This window comes from Aeromonas sp. ASNIH5, from assembly GCF_002902865.1.
GTDB lineage: Bacteria > Pseudomonadota > Gammaproteobacteria > Enterobacterales > Aeromonadaceae > Aeromonas > Aeromonas caviae.
In genome coordinates this window covers 3,006,030-3,028,155 of record NZ_CP026122.1, presented here as the reverse complement: position 1 = coordinate 3,028,155, position 22,126 = coordinate 3,006,030, and the positions used below count along the sequence as shown (strand labels likewise).

Annotated in this window: 21 protein-coding genes and 1 pseudogene; 10 read left to right on the top strand and 12 right to left on the bottom strand. The window is 61.0% G+C overall.

The window, feature by feature from the left end; translation table 11 throughout:
* From C2U30_RS14100 to C2U30_RS14075, 6 genes are all read right to left on the bottom strand, one after another.
* Positions 1 to 282, bottom strand: coding sequence for a VirB3 family type IV secretion system protein (locus C2U30_RS14100; RefSeq protein WP_103243964.1), 282 nt, complete (start codon positions 280 to 282; stop codon positions 1 to 3).
* Positions 282 to 614 carry a TrbC/VirB2 family protein gene (locus C2U30_RS14095; protein ID WP_103243963.1) on the bottom strand — a complete coding sequence of 111 codons (333 nt, stop codon included), beginning with the start codon at positions 612 to 614 and terminating at the stop codon, positions 282 to 284. The genes C2U30_RS14100 and C2U30_RS14095 overlap by 1 nt, the downstream gene beginning before the upstream one ends.
* Positions 611 to 1,594 (bottom strand): P-type conjugative transfer ATPase TrbB, encoded by a 984-nt coding sequence (gene trbB, locus C2U30_RS14090; RefSeq protein ID WP_103243962.1) that lies wholly within the window; start codon positions 1,592 to 1,594, stop codon positions 611 to 613. Before trbB ends, C2U30_RS14095 begins: the two co-directional genes overlap by 4 nt.
* A gap of 169 nt (positions 1,595 to 1,763) precedes the next feature.
* Positions 1,764 to 2,198 (bottom strand): hypothetical protein, encoded by a 435-nt coding sequence (locus tag C2U30_RS14085; RefSeq protein WP_044416634.1) that lies wholly within the window; start codon positions 2,196 to 2,198, stop codon positions 1,764 to 1,766.
* Between the two features lie 8 nt (positions 2,199 to 2,206).
* On the bottom strand, positions 2,207 to 4,195 hold the full coding sequence (locus C2U30_RS14080; protein ID WP_103243961.1) for a conjugal transfer protein TraG: 1,989 nt from the start codon (positions 4,193 to 4,195) through the stop codon (positions 2,207 to 2,209).
* 25 nt (positions 4,196 to 4,220) lie between these two features.
* Positions 4,221 to 5,519, bottom strand: a complete 1,299-nt coding sequence (locus tag C2U30_RS14075; RefSeq protein ID WP_199767279.1) for a relaxase/mobilization nuclease domain-containing protein — start codon at positions 5,517 to 5,519, stop codon at positions 4,221 to 4,223.
* Positions 5,520 to 5,671: 152 nt separating this feature from the next.
* Here C2U30_RS14075 and C2U30_RS14070 point away from each other — a divergent pair, with 152 nt between their 5' ends.
* Positions 5,672 to 7,093 carry an IS66-like element ISKpn15 family transposase gene (locus tag C2U30_RS14070; RefSeq protein ID WP_032495448.1) on the top strand — a complete coding sequence of 474 codons (1,422 nt, stop codon included), beginning with the start codon at positions 5,672 to 5,674 and terminating at the stop codon, positions 7,091 to 7,093.
* On the opposite strand, the gene C2U30_RS14065 is transcribed toward C2U30_RS14070, so the two are convergent.
* From C2U30_RS14065 to C2U30_RS14040, 5 genes are all read right to left on the bottom strand, one after another.
* Positions 7,023 to 7,502 (bottom strand): hypothetical protein, encoded by a 480-nt coding sequence (locus C2U30_RS14065; RefSeq protein ID WP_199767278.1) that lies wholly within the window; start codon positions 7,500 to 7,502, stop codon positions 7,023 to 7,025. The two genes, C2U30_RS14070 and C2U30_RS14065, sit on opposite strands and share 71 nt — an antisense overlap.
* Positions 7,503 to 7,746: 244 nt before the next feature.
* Positions 7,747 to 8,508, bottom strand: coding sequence for a lytic transglycosylase domain-containing protein (locus C2U30_RS14060; RefSeq protein WP_103243960.1), 762 nt, complete (start codon positions 8,506 to 8,508; stop codon positions 7,747 to 7,749).
* A gap of 3 nt (positions 8,509 to 8,511) precedes the next feature.
* The gene (locus C2U30_RS14055; RefSeq protein WP_103243959.1) at positions 8,512 to 8,859 is read right to left on the bottom strand and encodes a DUF736 domain-containing protein; all 348 of its coding nucleotides are present in this window, start codon (positions 8,857 to 8,859) and stop codon (positions 8,512 to 8,514) included.
* 46 nt (positions 8,860 to 8,905) lie between these two features.
* The gene (locus C2U30_RS14050; protein WP_103243958.1) at positions 8,906 to 9,451 is read right to left on the bottom strand and encodes a S26 family signal peptidase; all 546 of its coding nucleotides are present in this window, start codon (positions 9,449 to 9,451) and stop codon (positions 8,906 to 8,908) included.
* Positions 9,452 to 9,725: 274 nt separating this feature from the next.
* Positions 9,726 to 11,303, bottom strand: coding sequence for a methyl-accepting chemotaxis protein (locus C2U30_RS14040; RefSeq protein ID WP_103243957.1), 1,578 nt, complete (start codon positions 11,301 to 11,303; stop codon positions 9,726 to 9,728).
* A 326-nt stretch (positions 11,304 to 11,629) separates the two neighbouring features.
* Between C2U30_RS14040 and C2U30_RS14035 the strand changes: the two genes are divergently transcribed.
* The 9 genes and pseudogenes from C2U30_RS14035 (at position 11,630) to repC (ending at position 20,613) form a co-directional block, all read left to right on the top strand.
* Complete coding sequence (locus C2U30_RS14035) at positions 11,630 to 12,238, top strand: hypothetical protein (protein WP_014003956.1); 609 nt, start codon at positions 11,630 to 11,632, stop codon at positions 12,236 to 12,238.
* A 2-nt stretch (positions 12,239 to 12,240) separates the two neighbouring features.
* Positions 12,241 to 12,801, top strand: a complete 561-nt coding sequence (locus C2U30_RS14030; protein ID WP_014003957.1) for a recombinase family protein — start codon at positions 12,241 to 12,243, stop codon at positions 12,799 to 12,801.
* 3 nt (positions 12,802 to 12,804) lie between these two features.
* Positions 12,805 to 15,771: a Tn3 family transposase gene (locus C2U30_RS14025; protein WP_011005944.1), complete on the top strand. Its 2,967-nt coding sequence runs from the start codon at positions 12,805 to 12,807 to the stop codon at positions 15,769 to 15,771.
* Between the two features lie 32 nt (positions 15,772 to 15,803).
* Positions 15,804 to 16,718 (top strand): annotated as a pseudogene (locus C2U30_RS14020) (IS1634-like element ISAs25 family transposase); the annotation flags it as partial.
* Positions 16,719 to 16,924: 206 nt separating this feature from the next.
* Positions 16,925 to 17,707: a hypothetical protein gene (locus C2U30_RS14015; RefSeq protein ID WP_103243956.1), complete on the top strand. Its 783-nt coding sequence runs from the start codon at positions 16,925 to 16,927 to the stop codon at positions 17,705 to 17,707.
* Positions 17,708 to 17,727: 20 nt separating this feature from the next.
* On the top strand, positions 17,728 to 18,330 hold the full coding sequence (locus tag C2U30_RS14010) for a hypothetical protein (protein WP_103243955.1): 603 nt from the start codon (positions 17,728 to 17,730) through the stop codon (positions 18,328 to 18,330).
* A gap of 262 nt (positions 18,331 to 18,592) precedes the next feature.
* Complete coding sequence (locus tag C2U30_RS14005) at positions 18,593 to 18,928, top strand: helix-turn-helix domain-containing protein (RefSeq protein WP_103243954.1); 336 nt, start codon at positions 18,593 to 18,595, stop codon at positions 18,926 to 18,928.
* Positions 18,915 to 19,787, top strand: a complete 873-nt coding sequence (locus C2U30_RS14000) for a helicase RepA family protein (RefSeq protein WP_324761737.1) — start codon at positions 18,915 to 18,917, stop codon at positions 19,785 to 19,787. The genes C2U30_RS14005 and C2U30_RS14000 overlap by 14 nt, the downstream gene beginning before the upstream one ends.
* A complete protein-coding gene (gene repC, locus C2U30_RS13995; RefSeq protein WP_103243953.1) occupies positions 19,774 to 20,613 on the top strand; it encodes a replication protein C, IncQ-type in 840 nt (279 codons plus the stop codon). The genes C2U30_RS14000 and repC overlap by 14 nt, the downstream gene beginning before the upstream one ends.
* A gap of 294 nt (positions 20,614 to 20,907) precedes the next feature.
* Here repC and C2U30_RS13990 read toward each other — a convergent pair whose 3' ends face one another.
* Entirely contained in the window at positions 20,908 to 22,047 is a 1,140-nt protein-coding gene (locus C2U30_RS13990; protein ID WP_103243952.1) for a site-specific integrase, read from the bottom strand.
* Positions 22,048 to 22,126: the final 79 nt, after the last annotated feature.

Sequence of the window (22,126 nt, the reverse complement as noted above, 5' to 3'; positions counted from 1 at the left end):
TCAAACCGACAGGTGGCCGGGGATGCGCAGATGTTTGCGCACGACATCGACGAACTGCGGATCGCGCTTGGCCGCCCAGACGGCCGCGAAATGACCGAGAGCCCAAAGGCCCAGGCCGACCAGCCAGAGGCGGAGGCCAAGGCCGAGCGCGGCTGCCAGCGTGCCGTTGAGAATGGCGATCGAGCGCGGAGCGCCGCCGAGCAGGATGTGCTCGGTCAGCGACCGATGGACCGGGACCGAGAAGCCCGCCAGCTCGCCATGATGATCTGCGCCGTTGGCCATCAGACGAGCGCCCCGCCGCCGAACGAGAAGAAGGACAGGAAGAAGCTGGACGCAGCGAAGGCGATCGACAGGCCGAAGACGATTTGGATGAGCTTGCGCGCGCCGCCCGACGTGTCGCCGAAGGCCAGCGTCAGGCCGGTGATGATGATGATCATCACCGCGATAATTTTGGCGACCGGGCCCTCGATGGATTCGAGGATGGACTGTAGCGGGGCCTCCCAGGGCATTTGGGAGCCGGAAGCGTGAGCGGCAGGCGCGAGCGCCAGCGAGACGAAGGTGACGGATACCGCAGTCGCGATATGGCGGCGGAAACGCAGGGCATGCTGGATCATGACGGACCTCCTGTGAGGGGCTGGCTTGCGGGCGTGACGCGGTAGTCGCCGTCGGGGCCAAGGCCCTCGATGCGGGCGAGTTCGGCGAGGCGGCGCGACGTGCCCCGGCCGGAAAGCACGGCGACGAGATCGATCGTCTCGGCGATCAGGGCGCGCGGGACGGTGACGACGGCTTCCTGGATGAGCTGCTCCATCCGACGCAGCGCGCCGATGCCCGTACCCGCGTGGATGGTTCCGACACCGCCGGGGTGTCCTGTGCCCCAGGCCTTCAGCAGATCGAGGGCCTCGGCTCCCCGGACCTCGCCGATCGGAATCCGATCAGGGCGCAGGCGAAGAGAGGAGCGGACAAGATCGGAGAGCGAGGCGACGCCGTCTTTGGTCCGCATGGCGACGAGGTTCGGCGCGGCGCATTGCAGTTCGCGCGTGTCTTCGATCAGGACGACGCGGTCGGAGGTCTTCGAGACCTCAGCCAGCAAAGCGTTGGTGAGGGTCGTCTTGCCGGTCGAGGTGCCGCCGGCGACGAGGATGTTGCGCCGATCGGCGACGGCCTGGCGCAGCGTCTCGGCCTGATGCGCCGCCATGATCCCGGCGGCGACATAGTCGTCGAGCGTGAACACGGCGACGGCCGGCTTGCGGATCGCGAAGGCCGGGGCGGACACGACGGGCGGCAACAGCCCCTCGAACCGCTCCCCCGTTTCGGGCAACTCGGCTGAGACACGTGGGGCGCCGGGATGAACCTCGGCCCCGACATGATGGGCGACGAGGCGGATGATCCGCTCGCCGTCTGACGGCGACAACAGTTCACCCGTGTCGGAAAGTCCTTCGGAAAGCCGGTCGACCCAGAGCCGCCCAACGGGGTTGAGCATCACCTCGACGATCGCGGGGTCTTCCAGAAACCGGGCGATCGCCGGCCCGAGGGCCGTGCGCAGCATGCGCGCGCCGCGAAGGATCGCCTCCGATTTCTGGTGAGTGGCCGCCACGTCGTCCCCGTTCTCTTGCGGGACCGCGACATGCGGCCCTGGATCGGGGATGAGTAGAAGAGGCAGAAATCATGGCCTGACAACAACCATAATGTGGTCGTCGTACTGTAGCGTACAAATACAGGGAAACGGCGGAACGCCGGAATACTTGAAGTGGACGTGGCCGTGATTAATCCGCGTCGTGCGCGGGCGTGATGTCCTCGGAAATTTCCTGCCTAAGCTTCGGCCCGTGAGCGAGTCGCCGGCCGAGCGCGGTGACGAACGCTTCGTAGCGTTCGCCGGCTTTGGCGCGCGCCGCTGCCTGGGCGGGCTCGGGGAGCGGCGGGTTCGTCGTCAGCCAGAATCGGATGAAGACGGCCAGCGTTTCGACGGCGATTCCAAGGTCACGCTCCATACGCGCCATTCGCCGGTCGAGCTGGTCGAGCCGTTTCGTCGTAGCCGCCTCCTGCCGTTCGGCAGCGTCGGGCGACAGGAAGGAGGCGATGCCAGCTTCCGCGATCAGCGAGAGGGATTGATCGCGCCGGGCGGCGTGCGCGGCGAGCGCCTTCATGACGTCGGGTTCGAGATACACCGATAGCCGCTGCTTTTTGGGAGGCTTTGCCATGGTGCCTCCTAAAGCTCGATACCGTCGCCGGGATCGAGCGATGCTTGGCGTGCGACCTGGCGCATGGTCTGATTCATGCGCGAGAGGCGAGCGGCGTCCTCATCGGCATCGTCGCGGGGATCGATCTCGAATTCGTTTTCGATGGGCTGCATTGGCTCGACGGGCTTTGCGCGGCTCAGTTCCGGCTGATGCCGGCGCTCGGAGTCGGTCGTATCCTCATCCTCCGATCCGCGCTCGCCGTCGGTCGCGATCGACACGGTCGGCGCCGCTGGAAGCGGCAGCGCGCTCCAGTCATCGGGCCGTGCCGTTGTCCGTTTCACCAGGTTCGGCGGCGTTACGATGCGCTCCTGAAACCGGCGATCCTCATAGTACCGCGCTTTCTTCGCGCGGATCGGTGGCGTACCGGCGACCATGACGATCTCGTCGGCGGGCGGGAGCTGCATGATCTCGCCGGGCGTCATCAGTTGCCGCGCCGTTTCCGAGCGCGACACCATCATGTGGCCGAGCCAGGGCGACAGGCGATGGCCGGCGTAGTTCTTCATCGCCCGCATCTCGGTTGCGGTGCCGAGTGCGTCCGAGACCCGCTTGGCGGTCCGCTCATCGTTGGTGGCGAAGCTAACCCGGACATGGCAGTTATCGAGGATCGAGTTGTTCGGGCCGTAGGCCTTCTCGATCTGGTTCAACGACTGGGCGATGAGAAAGGCCTTGAGGCCGTAGCCCGCCATGAAGGCGAGAGCGCTCTCGAAGAAGTCGAGACGACCGAGGGCGGGAAACTCGTCGAGCATGAGGAGCAGCCGGTGGCGGTTTCCGTTCGCCTGCAGGTCCTCGGTCAGCCGGCGGCCGACCTGATTGAGGATCAGGCGGATCAGCGGCTTGGTCCGGTTGATGTCCGACGGCGGCACCACGAGGTAGAGCGTCGTCGGATGCTTGCCGCCGACGATATCCACGATGCGCCAGTCGCAGCGGCGTGTGACCTCGGCGACGACGGGATCACGATAGAGGCCGAGGAACGACATCGCTGTCGACAGCACGCCTGATCGCTCGTTGTCGGATTTGTTCAGCAGCTCGCGCGCGGCGCTGGCGATCACCGGATGCGGTCCGGCCTCGCCGAGATGGGCTGTCTTCATCATGGCGGCGAGCGTCGACTCGATCGGCCGCTTCGGATCGGAGAGGAACGCCGCGACGCCGGCAAGCGTCTTATCAGCCTCGGCGTAGAGGACATGCAGGATTGCGCCTACCAGCAATGCGTGGCTGGTTTTCTCCCAGTGGTTCCGTTTCTCCAGCGAGCCCTCCGGATCGACGAGGATGTCGGCGATGTTCTGGACGTCGCGGACCTCCCATTCGCCGCGGCGCACCTCGAGAAGCGGATTGTAGGCGGCAGATTTCGTGTTGGTTGGATCGAACAGCAGCACGCGACCATGACGCGCGCGATAGCCGGCGGTGAGCGTCCAATTTTCCCCCTTGATGTCATGGACGATCGCGGAGCCCGGCCAGGTCAGCAGCGACGGCACGACCAGGCCGACGCCCTTGCCGGATCGCGTGGGCGCGAAGCACAGCACATGCTCGGGGCCGTCATGGCGGAGATAGTCGCGGTCGAACTTCCCGAGCACGACGCCGTCCGCGCCCAGCAAGCCGGCGGCGCGGACTTCCGCGGCGACCGCCCAGCGGGCGGAGCCGAACGTCTCGGCATTCCTAGCTTCACGCGCCCGCCAGACCGACATGCCGATCGCGACGGCGATGGAAATGAAGCCACCGGACGCCGCGATATAGGCTCCCTCGATGAAAATCGGAGGTGCATAGGCGTCGTAGAAGTACCACCACCAGAAGAAGGCGGGCGGATAGTAGATCGGCCAGCCGGCCAGTTCGAACCACGGAAGTCCGAGCTGCGGCTGGAAGCCGAGCCGATAGGCCGTCCACTGCGTCGCCGCCCAGGTCGTCATCAGCACGATCAGGAAGACAGTGAGGATTTGGCCCCAGAGGATTTTGGTCGCCGACATGGCGGGCACTCCTTTCTTGATTGGGCTACATGCCGAGGCCGCGATTGCGGCCGAAGCTCCAGTCGACGCCACCGGCGCCGCGCGACACGCCGGAGACGTGCTGACCGATCTGACGCTCGATCGACGGCGACCAGGGCACGAGCTGGAAGCCGAGGCCGTCGTCGATCATGGCGAAGCGGCCCGACGCGAGCGCAAAGCGCTGGCGATAGGTGCCGGCCACATATTCGCCCGCCGCGGCCTTCGAGAATTGCCGACCGGTCTCGGCCGCAAGCTTCTCGCCAAGGGCGTCGACCTCGCGCTGGCGCAGCGTGTCGATCAGCCCGGGGGAGAAACTGACACCGCGCGTCTGCCGCTCGGCAAGGCCCTGACCAACGAGGTGCTCGGCCCGCCTGTCCATCGCGTGACGAACCTCCGCGCCGAATCCGCCGCCGCCGAGCGCGACGGGATCGCGGGCGATCGCCTGCCGGTCGAGCCAGGTGGCGCCGGTCGCATGGACCTGCCGCTCGATTTCGAGATCGGAGCGGACGGCGAGCGCGACGCGCCTGCGCCCCTGCGCGTCGTCAAATTTGCGCAGCTCCACGATCGAGCCCGGCGCGCTGTCGCCAGCGGCGTCGAGGTCGGGCAGCTTGATGTGATGGGTGCGTCCGTCGGTGCCGTCGACCACGGCATAGGCGGTGCCCTTCAACTCGTCGTCGAGACCACGGTCGACCAGCCGGCCGATGACCGGATCGTCGAGGCTCTCACCGGCAAGCACGTAGCTGGCCGCGCCGCGCTGGATGCCGCGCTCGGTCAGGCCACGGTGAATGCGCTTGATGATGTCGCCACGCTCGCCCAGCTCCCGCAGCGTCGCCTCGGCATTCTCGGACACGACCCATTGTCCGGGGCCGACCTGATCGGCGAGGCCGAGGGTCTCCAGCTTGCGGAGGCGGCCGACCTTCATCGCATGGAATTCGTCGGGCTGGCGGTCAGGGAGCGGGGCGAGATCGACGACGCCGGTGCGATAGCTGTCGCGGGCAAGCTGGCGGTCAAGATTGGTCCAGCGCTCCGCGTCGATCTGCCGTTCGAGATTGCGGCGGATCTCGTGATCGGTGCGCGGCCCCAGCTCCTGGGTGACGAGGTCCTGCGCGCGGGCGCGCATGCCTTCCTTGATATAGTCGCGCGAGATGACGAGGTCCTGACCGTCATCGGTGCGCCCGCGCAGGATGATATGGACATGTGGATTATCCGTGTTCCAGTGATCGACGCCGACCCAGTCGAGCTTGGTGCCGAGGTCTGTCTCCATCTGCCCCATCAGCTCGCGGGCGAAAGTCTTGAGGTCGGACATCTCGGTCGCGTCCTCAGGTGAGACGATGAAGCGGAAGTGATGTCGGTCGTAAGTATTCACCGGAACAGTATTGACACAGGAAAAATGAGACGATCGTCTCTTGATCCCACTTTCCTGCTTGCTTGATCCTGCTCCTTAGATACGCTCCCCCCATGAGCAAAAACACCATGCATTCCGCGGGAATGCCCACCACTCTGGAGCAGGCCAACGAGCTGATTTATAAGCTCCTCGACCGCATCGCCGAGCTGGAGGACCGCCTCAATCAGCACAGCGGCAACTCCTCCAAGCCGCCTTCCAGCGACGGCCCCGGTGCACCGCCGCCGGCCCGCAAGCGTCCGGCGTCCGGCAAGCAACGGGGGGCGCAGCCCGGTCACAAGGGACATCGCCGCGAGCGGCATCCGCTTGATGCCCGCCTGACCCTGGTCCCGCATTACCCTGCCGCCGATTGCGCTTGCTGTGGCGGGGACATGGTGGCCCATGCCAAACCCTATCAGGTTCATCAGGTGTTCGAGCTGCCCGAGGTGAGCTATCTCGTCACCGAACACCAACTGTATCGTGCGACCTGCTCACGGTGTATCGGCACGACCCAGGCCGCACTGCCAGACAACGTCAGCAGCAGCCAGATGGGGGCCAATCTGCTCAGCTACATCGCGCTGCAAAGCGGCCAGTTTCACCAGAGCGTCAGCCAGATACAGCAGCAGCTCAAACAGCATTTCGGCCTGAGTTTTAGCCGGGGCGCCATCAGTGAGGCGCAGGGGCGGGTGAGTGCCATGCTCACCCCGACCTACCAGGCCATCAAGCAGCAGGTGCAGACGGCCACCCACGTTCATGCCGATGAGACCCGGCATCAGCGGGGTGGAGAGCGCCGCTGGATGTGGCTGGCGCTGAGCAAGATAGCCGTCTGCTTCATGACGGCCTATGGCCGTGGTCAGGAGGCGGCCAAGCGGCTGCTGGGCGCCGAGTTTGACGGGGTGCTGGTGACCGACCAGTACGCCGGCTACCGGTTTATCGACGCCGACCAGCGGCAACTGTGCTGGGCCCACGTGGCCCGCAATCTCGTGGCCATCGCCGAGAGTAGCGAGCAGTGCAACCAGCCCATCGGTGCCCGGTTGGTCTTGCTGGCGGATGCGGTGTTTCGTACCCGGCACCGTTGGGAAAGCGGTGCGTTGAGCAAGCAGAAATACCTGCGCAGGCTCGCGCGTTACCGGCAAAGCTGGCGAAGCCAGTTGGAGCGCGGCGCCCTGTTGTGCAGCAAACGCTACCGTGGACGATGCCAGTTGCTGCTGCGGGATGACGAGATGCTGTGGCGGTTTATGACTGACGACGAAATAGCGCTGACCAACAACGAGGCGGAGCGGGCGCTGCGTGGCTATGTGCTCTGGCGCAAGGGTAGCTACGGCGTGTGGTCTCACCGGGGCGAGCTGTTTCGCCAGCGCATCCTGTCGTTGGTGGAGACCGGCAAGCGATTGGGCCGCTGCCCACAGGAGTGGTTGAGGGCCGTGGTCAGGGCGTGCATCGAGAAGACAGATTATCCCATCCCGGCAGAACTGATGCCGTCAACCCCGTCCTGGTGAATAGATACTGTCGGTCGTCCTGAGTGCGCTCGGCGAAAGCCTTGGCGTCGGCCGCCTCCGTCTCCGGCCCGAACAACTTCGCCTTCTCCCCATCCCGGGTGACGCCTTCGCGCTGCAGATAGCTGAGGTGGGCGTTGAGCGGCGCCGAGCGAGCGGTGTGCCGGACGACGCGCGTCTTGATCACGGTGTTGCGCGATCGGTTGGTGAGCAGTCGATTGGCCTGGACGGTCGCTCGCTGGCCGCGCCCGAAACGCGAGCGGTTGCCCGAGCTGATCTTGCCGGAGCGCGAGACCCTGCCGCCGGCACGCTGGGCGGCGGCGAGGGCCTGGGCGATGAAGGGCCGCGTTTGCTGTGCGCGGGTGGAGCGGATACGGCCTGGCCGGATGCGGAAGTCGTCCTCGCCGCTCATGGCCGAGGCTCCGCACATCGCGCAAACGCGCGGAAATCCCTCGCGAAATGGCGAATGCGCAGGCTGCGTCGATCAGGCGCACCTCGCGCCAATTCGCCATAAGTCTCTGAAAACACACGACCGCACCAAGCCGCACATCGCGCGCTTTTATCTCGCCATCGTGCGGTTGTGTTGCCTGCTCTCCGTCCTCGGACCGCCATCCCTGCGCCAGAGCACGCCATTCCACGAAATGCCGCGAACACCGTCATCGCGGCCCCCGATCGGCGTTTCGGGCGACAAACAGGCCTGCGGATTGCGGAGCGATGGCTGTGACATCGCGCACCGGAATGGCGGCCGGAGTGTCCTCGGAAGCGCCATTGTTGGACGTCGGAACGGCGGTCGTCGCGTGTTCGGACTGCGCGATGAAGAGCGGAGACCGCGTCCAGGCGTTGGGATCGGCTGCCGCGACCGTAACGGGAGCAAGCGCGTCTGCGCCGCCGATGACGGGTGCGAGCGCGGCGACATAGGCGCGAGTTTCGGCCGGCAAAGGACGGCCGGCGAGATACTCTTCATAGCGGCCGGGACCAGCATTATAGGCCGCGAGAAACCCCGGCGAACCGTAGCGGTCGTGCATCTCGCGCAGATACGCAGTGCCCGCCAGAATGTTGTCGCGTGGATCGTAAGGATTCGCGCCGAGCCGGTGACGGACGCGCAGATCGGCCCATGTGGCGGGCATGACCTGCTTCAGTCCCATCGCGCCGGCCGACGAGATCGCCCGCACGTCGCCAGCGCTTTCGATGCGCATGACGGCACGAATCCAGTGCTCTGGAACGCCGAACCGTTGCGCTGCCTCGGTGATGAATGTGGCGTAGGAATCGGCGCGAGAGGGCCCCTCGACCGACACCGTCTGCGCAGTCGCGGTGGCGCAAAGCGGCGCGGAAAGCAGGAGGCCGGAAAGGAGAAGGAGGGCTGTGCGCCGGGCGGCGTTGGACCGCCCGACGACAGCTTTGAGGTGCGGAGCCGACATCGCTCAGTCCCGCTCGGCCCGCTTGGGCGGGCGGTTCCAGTGCAGGCCCCAGGCGGACTTGTCGTCGGCCGACTGGAAGAGGTTGGCGCGGATCGGATGCCCGAAGGTCGGATCATCGATCTGAAGCGAAACGTAGTCGCCGGCCTTCTCGCCGGTGCGCTTCCAGCCGGCGCCGATCTCCGCGCCGGTTTCGTTGTTCATGCTGTCGAGCACATGGACGCGGAAGTCGGGCGCGTTCTCGGCATCGGACGGTTCGGCCGGAACGATGATGATGTCCTGGTGCAGTGACAGCGTCGTCAGGTGGCCGACGAAGCCATCATTTTCGCGCGTGAATTGACCGATCACGGACATGGGTCGTCTCCTTCAGATTGCGGTGGACAAGGTCATGGGCGTGCCGTCACCGCGTCGGCGCGCGCCAGACGAAGCGGCCATCGCCGTCCTCGTCGGTGTAGAGGGGTGTGGCCCGGCCGATGACCGAGTTGGCGGGGAGAGGCCCGAAATAGCGGCCGTCGAGGCTGTCGCGGACCTGCCAGTTCATCAGGAACAGTTCGCCGTCCGCGACCATGCGGCAGCCCTGCCAGATCGGCAGCGAGCGACCGCGACGATCGCGGTCCAGCGCATCGCCCATCGGCACGGCATCGACCGTGATGGCGAGCCCGGTTCTGCACACACGTTGCCCGGGAAGCGCAGCAACGTGCTTCATCAGCGGAACGCCGCGCGGCAGATATCCGCCATCCGAAAGGAAGGTGGCGAGCGGCTCTGGCGCGCGCACGGCGACCAGATCCGTCACGTCGACCCGGCCGGGTTCGCCGATCGCATACAGACCGATCGGCGTGCTGGCCGAGGCATTCCAGACCAGCTTTGGTGCGAATGACGCGATCGACGTGATGCCGAGCAGCGATACGGCGGCAGTCGTCGCGAAGGCATAGCCGAGGCGGGTCATGCGCCAATCTCCCGGCGCAGGAGGAAGGCGCGATGCTGCTGCATGTCATAGGCGCGGGGCGCTTCACCGACCGTCAGACGGTTGTGGGGGAACCGCAGAATTCGGAAAAAATCGTACGCTAAGCTAACGGTGTTCTCGTGACAGCTCTTTGACTAGGCTTTCTAAGGCCATTCTGATAGCCCTGACTTCCTGAAAAGCCATGGCTAAAATTTGTGCGGCTAAAAGGGATAACCGATGGTAAAGTAAGTTATCCCTGTCGAGATACTGAAAAGCGTTATCCTCGTTTTTCCCAAAACTGTTTTGCCAGTTCGCTCAGAGCGCTAGTTAACTGAGCGACAGATTTCGCACTTTGCAAATTATTCTGCCCGGTCTGTACATTGGTATCAGCAGCATCGCGTATATTGATAATACTGCGGTTTATGTCTTCACTTACTGCTCCCTGCTGCTCGACCGCAGTCGCTATTTGCGCGTTCATGTCGGTAATTTCGTTAACGCGTTGGCCAATTCCATCAAGAGCTGTAGCTGCTTCCTCTGCGTGAGCTACACTCGTGTGCGCTTGCCGACTACTTTGCTCCATGACTGTAACAGCGGATTGCGCTCGCTCTTGTAGAGCGCTGATCATGCTTTGAATATCCGTTGTCGATTGCTGTGTGCGAGCAGCAAGACTGCGAACCTCATCGGCGACAACAGCAAAACCACGCCCCTGCTCACCAGCACGTGCGGCCTCAATTGCTGCGTTGAGTGCCAACAAATTCGTTTGCTCGGCGATCCCTCGTATAACGTCAAGAACTTTTGATATCTCGTTACTTTGACCTTCAAGCTCATGAATAACCTGAGCGGCTTGCCTAATTTCACCTTCAAGGGCAGTGATTGACTGGCTTGTGTAGGCTACCAGACGCTGGCCAGATGCCGTCTCAGTGTCTGCTCTTCCGGCCGCATCTGCAGCATGCTGTGCATTGCTCGCAACCTCTTGAATGCTTGCCACCATTTGGTTTACTGCCGTTGCTATTTGATCTGTCTCTGCCTGCTGCTCAACTGTAAGTACATTGCTTGACTCAATATCCTTTAGTAGGCCTCGGGTGTGTTCGCTAAGCCGATTTGATGCATCACCTATGCGACCTACTATGGCGCCTGTTTCAGCTTGCATCATTCGTAAAGCAAACTCTATTTGGCCAAACTCATCGGTGCGCCCAGTGTAGAGGGATTGACTTAATGGGTTATTGGAAATATTCCTGGCTCTTTCAACCAGTCTTCCAAGAGGAGAGAGAATAGCCAAAACACTAACAGAGCTTAAGCTTCCTGACATTAAAGTGGCTAACAATAAGCTGCTTATTGATGTATCAGTAAGCATGCCGGCAGCCATTGCGCTTGATATAATACTACCCCATATGAGCAAGAGTATTTTCACGGAAAAGCTAGCAGCCAATTTCGGCCTCGCGGCCTTCCCGCTTCTCAATTGAGCATATAATTTTTCCGCAGCCAAAACCTGCTCAGGTTCAGGCTTGGTCCTTACAGACTGGTATTCAACAATCGAACCATTCTTAGCTATTGGCGTTACATAAGCACTTACCCAATAGTGGTCGCCATTTTTACAGCGATTTTTTACTAGCCCCATCCATGAGCGGCCAGATTTTAATGTACTCCACATATGCTCAAATGCAGCAGGCGGCATATCTGGGTGTCTTACGATGTTGTGAGGCTGGCCTAATAGTTCTTCCTCAGTGAAACCACTGATTTTAATGAAGTCAGGATTAACGTACGTGATATGGCTTTGAGGGGAGGTAGTCGAAAGAATATTGGCATCTTTTGGGAGTTCTAAGTTTCGACCCGTCACTGGTAAATTCTGGCGCATAAGAACCTCAAGGGTTGGCTGTTTTATTTTATTGTTTTCGGCATTAAGCCCAATTTCTTGAAAAACGCCGGTTACGATAAAGCTAGCATGGAAACGATAGGTGCAAGCAAGTTAAGGGTTGCATCGCGCATGTCAATCTAGGCTATACCCTAACTGGATGTCAGGCAGAACCGCGCAGCTCCGTCAGAATAGAGTCTTCTTTCGCATTCTTTGACACATGCCCGCAAAGGTCATAGATTTCAGCCTGACAAAAGCAGGGCTTGAGGCGCAACGGAACAGAAAGTGCACTTAGCCCCCTTGCTCACCTTCAACGCGGAGTTGTTCTGATGACCTTTCTATGGGTTGGATTAGGGTTGGTAGTCGCCGGGCTGTGGTGGGGAACGGTTGTCTGGCGGCGGGAGCAGGCAGACCCTTGGATAAATCCACCAACTCCCGAGGCGCGGCGTTTGCTTCGAGCCGCGAGCCTGCATTTGCATTGCCACATTCTCGGCAGGCCTGCGGTAGACCAGGACGCGCCGTCGTTCGTTGGGGTAGATGCCCTCCAGGCACTTTATCTACGTGACGGGGTGATCTTTTTCGAGAAGGGGATCGCCACCTTGCCGGATGGAACCCAAGTCGAGCTGGGGGCACTCACTCATGAAGTGCTCGAAGTGCTTCGAGAAACCTACAGCGCCTTGGATGCCGCTTCAGCAGTGATCACTGACTATGCCACCACCTTCAATACTCCCGAAGAGTTAGAGAAGAGCGAGAATGAAATCCTGCGAAAGATCGCTGGCTACGGGAACATGTACCCGATGCAGAGCGCGATCGCTCGACTGGCATTGTTACTCAATCTCGATCCCGACAAGAACGATGTTGGGATTGGCGGCAAAGTGTTGTGGGAGCGCATCCGCCGTTGGCGTTGGCCCGAGCGCCATTTCTCGGCGGAGCAGTAGGCGTGCAGGGACATCGCATTGGCTACGTCCGGGTCAGCAGCTTCGACCAGAACCCGGAACGCCAGCTGGAGGAGACCGAGGTGAGCAAGGTGTTCACCGACAAGGCCTCGGGCAAGGACACTCAGCGCCCCCAGCTCGAAGCGCTGCTGAGCTTCGTCCGCGAAGGTGACACCGTGGTAGTGCACAGCATGGATCGCCTGGCGCGCAACCTCGATGACCTGCGCCGCCTTGTGCAGAAGCTGACCCAGCGCGGCGTGCGTATCGAATTCCTGAAAGAGGGCCTAGTCTTCACCGGCGAGGACTCGCCGATGGCCAACCTCATGCTGTCGGTGATGGGTGCCTTCGCCGAGTTCGAGCGCGCCCTGATCCGCGAGCGGCAGCGTGAGGGTATCGCCTTGGCCAAGCAGCGTGGCGCGTACCGAGGCCGCAAGAAAGCCCTGTCCGATGAGCAGGCTGCTACCCTGCGGCAGCGAGCGACGGCCGGCGAGCCCAAGGCGCAGCTTGCCCGCGAGTTCAACATCAGCCGGGAAACCCTCTACCAGTACCTCCGCACGGACGACTGATACATGCCGCGTCGCTTGATCCTCTCGGCCACGGAGCGGGACACCCTGCTTGCGTTGCCAGAAAGCCAGGATGACATGATCCGCTACTACACCTTCAACGACTCCGACCTGTCGCTGATCCGCCAGCGGCGCGGCGACGCCAACCGCCTAGGCTTCGCGGTGCAGCTCAGCCTGCTGCGCTACCCCGGCTATGCGTTGGGCACCGACAGCGAGCCGCCCGAGCCGGTCATCCTGTGGGTGGCCAAGCAGGTTCAGGCCGACCCGGCGAGTTGGGCGAAGTACGGCGAACGCGACGTGACCCGCCGCGAGCACGCCCATGAACTGCGCACCTACCTGCAACTGGCCCCGTTTGGCCTGTCCGACTTCCGCAACCTCGTGCGCGAGCTGACCGAGTTGGCCCAGCAGACCGACAAGGGCTTGCTGCTGGCCAGCCAGGCTCTGGAGAGCCTGCGGCAGAAGCGGCGCATCCTGCCGGCGCTGAGCGTAATTGATCGGGCCTGCTCGGAGGCCATTGCGCGGGCTAATCGGCGGGTCTACCGCGCCCTGGTCGAACCACTCACGGACTCGCACCGTGCCAAGCTGGACGAACTGCTGAAGCTCAAGGCCGGCAGCAGCATCACCTGGTTGACCTGGCTGCGCCAGGCACCGCTGAAACCCAACTCTCGGCACATGCTTAAGCACATCGAGCGGCTGAAGACATTTCAGCTGGTGGACTTGCCCGAAGGGCTGGGCCGGCACATCCACCAGAACCGCCTGCTCAAGCTGGCCCGCGAAGGGGGGCAGATGACGCCCAAAGACCTTGGCAAGTTCGAGCCGCAGCGGCGCTACGCGACCCTGGCCGCCGTAGTGCTGGAGAGCACCGCGACTGTGATTGATGAGTTGGTCGATCTGCACGACCGCATCCTGGTCAAGCTGTTCAGCGGCGCGAAGCACAAGCATCAGCAGCAGTTCCAGAAGCAGGGCAAGGCGATCAATGACAAGGTGCGCCTGTACTCGAAGATCGGCCAGGCTCTGCTGGAGGCAAAGGAAAACGGCAGCGATCCGTACGCCGCCATCGAGGCGGTGATTCCCTGGGACGAATTCACCGAGAGCGTCAGCGAGGCCGAGCTGCTGGCCCGGCCGGAGGGCTTCGACCACCTACACCTGGTCGGCGAGAACTTCGCCACCCTGCGCCGTTACACGCCGGCCCTGCTGGAGGTGCTGGAACTGCGCGCTGCACCGGCCGCGCAAGGCGTGCTGGCGGCCGTGCAGACCCTGCGCGAGATGAACGCCGACAACCTGCGCAAGGTGCCGGCGGATGCCCCTACCGCCTTCATCAAGCCGCGCTGGAAGCCGCTGGTGATCACCCCGGAAGGCCACGACCGACGCTTCTACGAAATCTGCGCGCTGTCCGAGCTGAAGAACGCCCTGCGCTCCGGTGACATCTGGGTCAAGGGTTCACGGCAGTTCCGCGACTTCGACGACTACCTGCTGCCGGCAGAGAAGTTCGCCGCGCTCAAGCGGGAACAGGCCCTGCCCCTGGCGATCAACCCGAACAGCGACCAGTACCTGGAAGAGCGCTTACAGCTGCTGGACGAGCAGTTGGCCACCGTAACCCGGCTGGCCAAGGACAACGAGCTGCCCGATGCCATCCTCACCGAGTCCGGGCTGAAGATCACCCCGCTGGATTCTGCGGTGCCCAATACCGCGCAGGCGCTGATCGACCAGACCAGTCAGCTGTTGCCGCGCATCAAGATCACCGAACTGCTGATGGATGTGGACGACTGGACGGGTTTCAGCCGCCACTTCACCCACCTGAAGGACGGTGCCGAGGCCAAAGACAGGACATTGCTGCTGTCAGCAATCCTGGGCGATGCGATTAACCTCGGGCTGACCAAGATGGCCGAGTCGAGCCCCGGCCTGACCTACGCCAAGCTGTCCTGGCTGCAAGCCTGGCACATCCGCGACGAAACCTATTCGGCGGCCCTGGCCGAGCTGGTCAACCACCAGTACCGCCATGCCTTCGCCGCCCACTGGGGCGACGGCACCACCTCATCCTCCGATGGCCAGCGCTTCCGGGCGGGCGGCCGGGGCGAAAGCACCGGGCACGTCAACCCGAAGTACGGCAGCGAGCCGGGGCGACTGTTCTACACCCATATCTCCGACCAGTACGCACCGTTCAGCACCCGCGTGGTGAATGTCGGCGTGCGTGACTCCACCTATGTGCTCGACGGCCTGCTGTACCACGAGTCCGACTTGCGGATCGAGGAGCACTACACCGACACGGCCGGTTTCACCGATCACGTCTTCGCCCTGATGCACCTGCTGGGCTTCCGCTTCGCACCGCGCATCCGCGACCTCGGCGAAACCAAGCTGTATGTGCCGAATAGCGTCCAGGACTACCCGACATTGCGCCCAATGGTTGGTGGCACCCTGAACATCAAGCACGTCCGCGCCCATTGGGACGACATCCTGCGCCTCGCCAGCTCGATCAAGCAGGGCACCGTCACTGCCTCGCTGATGCTGCGAAAGCTCGGCAGCTATCCACGCCAGAATGGCCTTGCCGTGGCCCTGCGCGAGCTGGGCCGGATCGAACGCACCCTGTTCATCCTCGACTGGCTGCAAAGCGTCGAACTGCGCCGCCGCGTGCATGCTGGACTGAACAAGGGTGAAGCGCGCAACTCCCTGGCCAGGGCGGTGTTCTTTAACCGCCTCGGCGAGATCAGGGATCGGAGCTTCGAGCAGCAGCGCTACCGGGCCAGCGGCCTGAACCTGGTGACGGCCGCCATTGTGTTGTGGAACACGGTGTACCTGGAGCGCGCCACTCAGGGGTTGGTCGAGGTCGGCAAGCCGGTGAACGGTGAGTTGCTGCAATACCTGTCGCCGCTGGGCTGGGAACACATCAACCTGACCGGCGATTACGTCTGGCGGCAGAGCCGCAGGCTGGAGGACGGGAAGTTCAGGCCGCTACGGTTGCCCGGAAAACCTTAGCGTACGATTTTTTCCGAATTCTGCGGGCTCCCCAACAGCAGCAACTATTTGTGACCCGGGTGCCCGTCACTCTCAATGAGGCAAAGCAGGCCGTGGCAACCATAGGTGCACAACCGCTGACCGCTCTGGGCAATGGCTATCATGGCCGTTGGCAACACGCGAATTATGCCGGGGTCGCGCAACGTTGGTTGCTGGTGCGCAGCGAACAAGCCAGCCACCGCGAGCAGCAGACATTGGCCAAAAACCTGCTCAAAGACAGTACCCGCGAGCTCAAAGCCTTCGCCAAATTGTGTGCCCGACGCTTTGCTTGTGAGGCGGATGCCCAAGCTGAGTTGAGCTGTTTTACCGCCAGCTTGATGCTGCTGCAACTGGATGCCGAAGTGGTAGGTGAACCCGTTTATACAGGACGTGGCAGACCCAAGCGTGGCGAAGAGCCAATTGGCCATCAGTTTCAAATCACTGGGTTGGCGGCAACTAGCCTGGCTTGCGTTGAAGAGGCCCGCAACCAGACCGGGGTGTTCATCCTGGCGACCAATGACCACAGCGATACGCTGACCATGGCCGAACTTTTGGCCACCTATAAAGCGCAGCAGAATGTCGAACGGGGCTTTCGTTTTCTCAAGAGCCCGGAGTTTTTAACCTCCTCACTGTACCTGAAAAAGCCGGAGCGGATTGAAGCGTTGCTCATGGTGATGACCTGTAGCCTGATGATTTACGCAGCGTTGGAGCACCGGATCCGGCAGGGATTAGTGGAGCAGAATCGCAGTGTGGCGGATATGAAAAAGAAACCGACCCAGCAGCCGACGGCCCGTTGGATCTTTTTGCGCTTTGGTGGCATCCATGAATATCGACTGGGAGAAGCTCCGCCACAAGTAACGGAGCTAACAGGAGACCAGCAGATCATTTTGGAGGTATTGGGTGAGCGCTATCGGCAAATTTATTCCTAAATCAGGTGCGGAATGTCGGTTGTAAAGCAACCAAGCGGCCGGGGTCATGTTGTGGGCAACCCTAAAGAGACCACTCCATTGAGTCAAACTTTTTGCCTATTTTGTGACAGGGTTGATGGTAGTCGAGCGGGTATCTAGGCAGGATCGCCACAGCTCTTCACCTTGGTTAGAGCTTGCCTGAAACCTAAATATGACAAGGAGTTGTGATGCTACATGCCATTTTGCGTGGCAAGGCGGGCCGCATCGAGCGGGAAGGGGAATCCCTGCGCTGGCGCGACCTGTTCAAAGGCAGCGAAGATCTGCTGACCGCCACCTTCTTTGGCCGTCTCCCCCACCTCTCGGACGGGGCACTGCGTGCCGTGCTGCGCTTTCTACTCGGTGACAATCCGCTAGACTCGACCACCTTTCAACGGTTGGAGCTGTGGCCAAAACTGGCATCGCTGCAGGATCGCCGTTATGTCGAGCCCGATGTACTGCTCCACTTTGACGACGCTCTGGTGGTTATCGAGGTGAAGCCCCCGTTCGGTGGTGACCAGTATCGGGAGCAGTGGCTGGCCCAGGTCAATGCTGTGGTCAGCGAAGCCGAGTTTGATGACTATGAAGACCGGCTCTATTACGTGGCGCTCGGCAATATCCCTGTCGCCCCGCTGTCTCGCCCAGATCTGCCAAAGCGCTTTGTCCAGATGACCTTGCGTGAATGGGATCCACTGCGCCGCTACCTGCAAGCCTTCGACGAGTTTGAATCCTGCCGACAGGATCGCGCCATTCGCGATGAGTGGCTGCAGGCGTTTGAGCTGTTTGGCATGGCCCCGGTGGTGCCTGAATGGGCGCCGTTGTTTGCCTACGCAGGGCAGCTGGACCTGGATTGCGGGGTGATGTCTGAGCGGGAAACTCCCCCACCGGCTGAGTCTACTGGTTGGGCTGCTCTGCTCGACTATGCCGGGACATTGCACCTATCTCGCCCCGATTTCTCTTTTTTGAATCACTGACTTTGGCTAAGGATGCCGCCATGCAACACGATCTTGAACAGACCACCCAGCTGGTTACCCAACTGCAACAAGCCCACCGACTCGCAGCCGGTTTCTACCAGCGTATCCTTCCGCTATTCGATCAGATCGCCAGTCAGGCGCTGGCCGCCGAGTTCTGGTACTGGGATCCCAGCGAAAATAGCCGCCCTTGTCGCTCGGGAACCCGCCCGTCCAGCAGTTGGGCATGGGACTATCTGCCACTGTTTGCTTCTACCCATTGTTACCGTGATTGGGGTGGCGATACGGCCGAAAAGAACGATATTACTCTGGCTTTCCGCCTTTACATTGATAGCGATTTTCGCCATACATCAGTGCTGCGGGCAGGGGTAAAAGGCCAGCCAGACCCTCTGCAACTTGATGGCCAAGCTATTGTGGAAGTGAGTCTGTTCCGTTGTCTGGAAGATAGCGACAAGCATTTCGATGAGCTGTGGCGCACGGTGCCTTGGCCCCTTCATCAACCGGATTGGAAGCAAAGTGAGGAGTGCAGCCAGCTCGCGTTTTGCTCCAACCATGTGCGGCTCACTCAGCTGCTTGCTGATCCTGATAGCGTTGGCCGTTGGATTGAAGAGATGAGCCATCGTTGAGCCTGTGGTTGGCTTGGGATAGCTAACCTGGTGGAGCCTGATTGCTTTACTGGCGGTCTCTCGCCAAAATTTCACATGTGAAATTTTTTCCATTTCATCTGGCTCTACCAATCCCCTTCCTGTTTCCATCTCAAATTTCACATGCGAAATATTTTCCGGAAAACACTGTAAGTGCCCAAAACGGGCATTTACAGCGCTCTGGATTTCGTTAGGTCCTCGGTACGCTTTGCATGCTGATGTTTGTAACTAGGAGACCATCTGCATGCGTGAGCAAAATTCGTCAGTTTATAGCGATCCGAATGGATCAATTTTGAAAGAGCTTTATGAGCTTAAACAGCTGGTACGCCAGCAAGGGCTGGCGCAGAAAGAAGTGATTTCTGCCGAGGAGTGCGCCGAGCTGCTGGGGGTGTCGGTTAGCTATGTATACCGACTGACCAGTGAAAAACGTCTGCCGCATTACAAGCCTCAAGGCAAAAAGATCTACTTTAAGCGGGCCGAGCTGTTGGACTGGCTGCTCTCCCACCGCATTTCACCGGACGCCGAGCTCACTGAGCATGTGACCAAGCGTGTGCGGCAAGCTAGTCATGGGCGATTGTGAGGCTGTTATGGAGCGAGATCTCATCGCATCTCATAGGCCCCAGGATCTCCGGTCGGCTTTTGTTGAACCTCCGAGACCCCTCGATTTTGTCCTCCCGGGGCTGCCTGTTGGCTGCGTTGGTGCTTTGGTGTCGCCGGGAGGAGTGGGCAAATCGATGTTGGCATTGCAACTGGCAATGCAGATATCCGGTGGGCCGGATTGGATTGGACTTGGCAATCTGGGCAGGGGGGCTGTGCTCTACCTACCTGCTGAGGACCCTTGGCCTGTACTGCACCAGCGCTTGTTTTCCTTGGGCGTATATCTTGACGCTGAACTTCGTGCCAACGTTGAACGAGACCTTCGTTTGATATCGCTTCAGGGTGCCAGTCCGAATGTGTTGGATAGCCACTGGTGGGAAGCGATTGCTATTTGGGCTAAAGGGGTGAGGTTGATTGTCATCGATACTCTGAGGCGCTTCCACGATGCTGACGAGAACGCGGCCTGTGCCATGACGCAGGTACTGGGTCAGTTGGAGCGGCTGGCCATGGGGCTGGGATGCGCTGTGCTGTTTGTACACCACACCAGTAAATCTGCGGCATTCCAAGAAGCTGGCGATCTGCAGCAGGCAAGCCGTGGTTCGTCGGTACTGGTGGACAACGTCCGCTGGCAGGCCTATCTCGCCACTATGACCAAGAAAGAGGCGCAGCAGCTGGGCGTATCGCCGGATCAGAGCCAGCACTATGTGCGGTTTGGGGTCAGTAAAAGCAACTATGTGCCGCCGTTACCAGAGCGCTGGCTGATGCGGGGAGAGGGCGGCGTGCTGCACCCCGCTAGGTTGGACGTAACACGCCGAGCGGGAGGCAAACGTGCCTTGCTTTGAATTGACCCATGCCCGGCACGACCATATGCACTGTCTGGCCCCAGGATTGTTCAGAGCCATCGCTCCTGGTCAGCGCCGCCGAGACAAGCTGGATGCGGTGTATCGGTTCGGTGGGGGCAATCAGATTGAGTTTTCCGGGCCAGAGCCGCTGGGTGCCGATGACCTTCGTGTGCTTCAGGGGCTGGTTGCCCTGGCTGGTGTTGAGGACTATAGCGCCATCATTGAGCCCATTGCCGCTACCGGGGAGGGCAACAACTTACGTACCCTGCTAGAGCCTCGCTGGGCAGCCAATCAGCAACGAGTCTTGGTAGTCAAAAGCAGCCTGCACAAACTGGCCAAGGAGATTGGCTACGCCAACCCTCGTGACACCAATACGGTGCGCCGCTGTGTCGAGCGGTTATGGAAGGTGTCGGTGATAGCGCAGGTAGCAGGCCAGCGCAGCGGTTTTCGTCTGTTGGCGAACTATGCCAGCGATGCCCTGACCGACGGGCTCTTTGTGGCGCTCAATCCTTTGCTGACCTCCGCCATTATGGGCTCTGGCCGCTATGTTCGTATCGACATGACAGAGGTGCGGCGCCTGAGTGGCAGCATCACCAGACTGTTGCATCAGCGGCTATGTGCCTGGGTCGATGTTGGCCAGAGTCGGACGGTGCAGCTAGACACCTTGGTTGCTTATGTTTTTCCTGAGGAAGCCAGCATGGCCACCCACCGCAAGCGGCAATCGCGAGTCCGCAAGGCACTGGATGAACTGGCTGAACTGGGTTGGTCAATCAGTGAACATGCCAAGGGGCGGTTCACCATAGGCCGGCCTGCGCTATCACGATAATGGTCACAAACCATCACGAAAGTGGTCACAAAGTTCACGATATTGGTCACAGGCCTAATCAGTTAAACCCAGGTGCTACTTGGGCTGCAGGGCGATCCTGAGATTCGATCTAGATTATCTAAGATCATCTACGCCAGCGCTGGGTGGCGCTGGCGTTTCTGTTGGCTCTTCCTGGCTAGGATCCGCTTCCTGCTCTAACTGGTTAAGTATCAGCGCAGCCTGCCGGTTGGCGGCTGCGACTACTTCAGGCTTCTCACTGGCCAGGATCTCTTCAAGGGCGCGTCCCATCTTCTATCACTCCAATACGTTGGGAAAATCGAGCATGGCATCTCTACGCCGTGATTCAAGGATGTCTGCATAGATCTCGGTGGTTCTCAACTCGCTGTGCCCCAGTAAGCGGGAGAGCGCATAGATATCGACGCCACGGTTAAGCTGGATGACGGCGAAGCTATGGCGTGCGCTGTGGAAGGTGACCTTCTTGGTTATACCCGCCTGCAACGCCCACCGGGTGAGCTCCATATTGTGCCAGGCCGAGTATTTCAGGCCTTTGAAGATCCGCTCCGATGTCTTTCCTGAGCGCCCCATCAGCTGCATTGCCATGTCATTCAGATCCAGGTATTGCAGGCCACTGGTCTTCTTCTGGATGAAGACGATGCGGTAGTGACCATAGAAGGGCTCCAGCTCGGCCCAGGTCAGCTGATGAATGTCGGACCAGCGTAAGCCCGTGCAGCAGGAGAACAGAAAGGCGCGCTTAAGAACGTCGTAGCGGCACTCGGCCTGTGCAAGGGCCCGTACCTCGTCCTCGGTCAGGTAAACACGCTTGTTCTTCTCCCCCTGGATAGCTTTGACACGTCGTACCGGATTATCCGGCAGCAGCCGATCCTGCTCTGCCTGGTTCAAGGCTGCTCTCAACTTGTTGAAGTAGGCGCTCTGGGTGTTGCGGCTCAGTGGTGTGCCGCTTTTTGTGCGAGCCTTATGCATCAGGTGGTGCCGAAACCCCTCAAGGAACAGCTGATCTACTTCCTCGAAAGTCAGCTCCGGCAGCTTATGGTACTGACGCAAATGCTTGAGGGCTGATATCCAGATGGAGTGGTTGCTCTTGCTGCCTGCCGCTTTTTGGTCCGTAACCTCTTGGAAGTACTCGAAGAAGCTGGCCTTGTAGGCGTTCGAGAAATCCAGATGGTGTTTACCTGTCTCATGCTCGAAGAGCCGCTTGGCGCGGATGGCTTCGGCTGCTCGCTGGGTTTCTTTGTTGTGGAGCCGCTGTGCTGGGGTACGCGGCTTGTCGTACAAGAAGAGATCCAGGGTCTCTCTGCTGCGTTTGTGCTTGCGGATGCCCGTGGTTGGGTCAAGGTAGGAGCCGGCGTAGTAGGTTAAGCGCAGAGCGCGCTTGCCTTCGGCGTCTGTTGCGCGGTATTCGATGCTGATCTTCATAAGTGTCCCCCAAAAGTACCCCAAGAGGTTACTTCGGGGTACTCTCGGGGTAAATTCTCACGAAACAAGATCAGGCAAG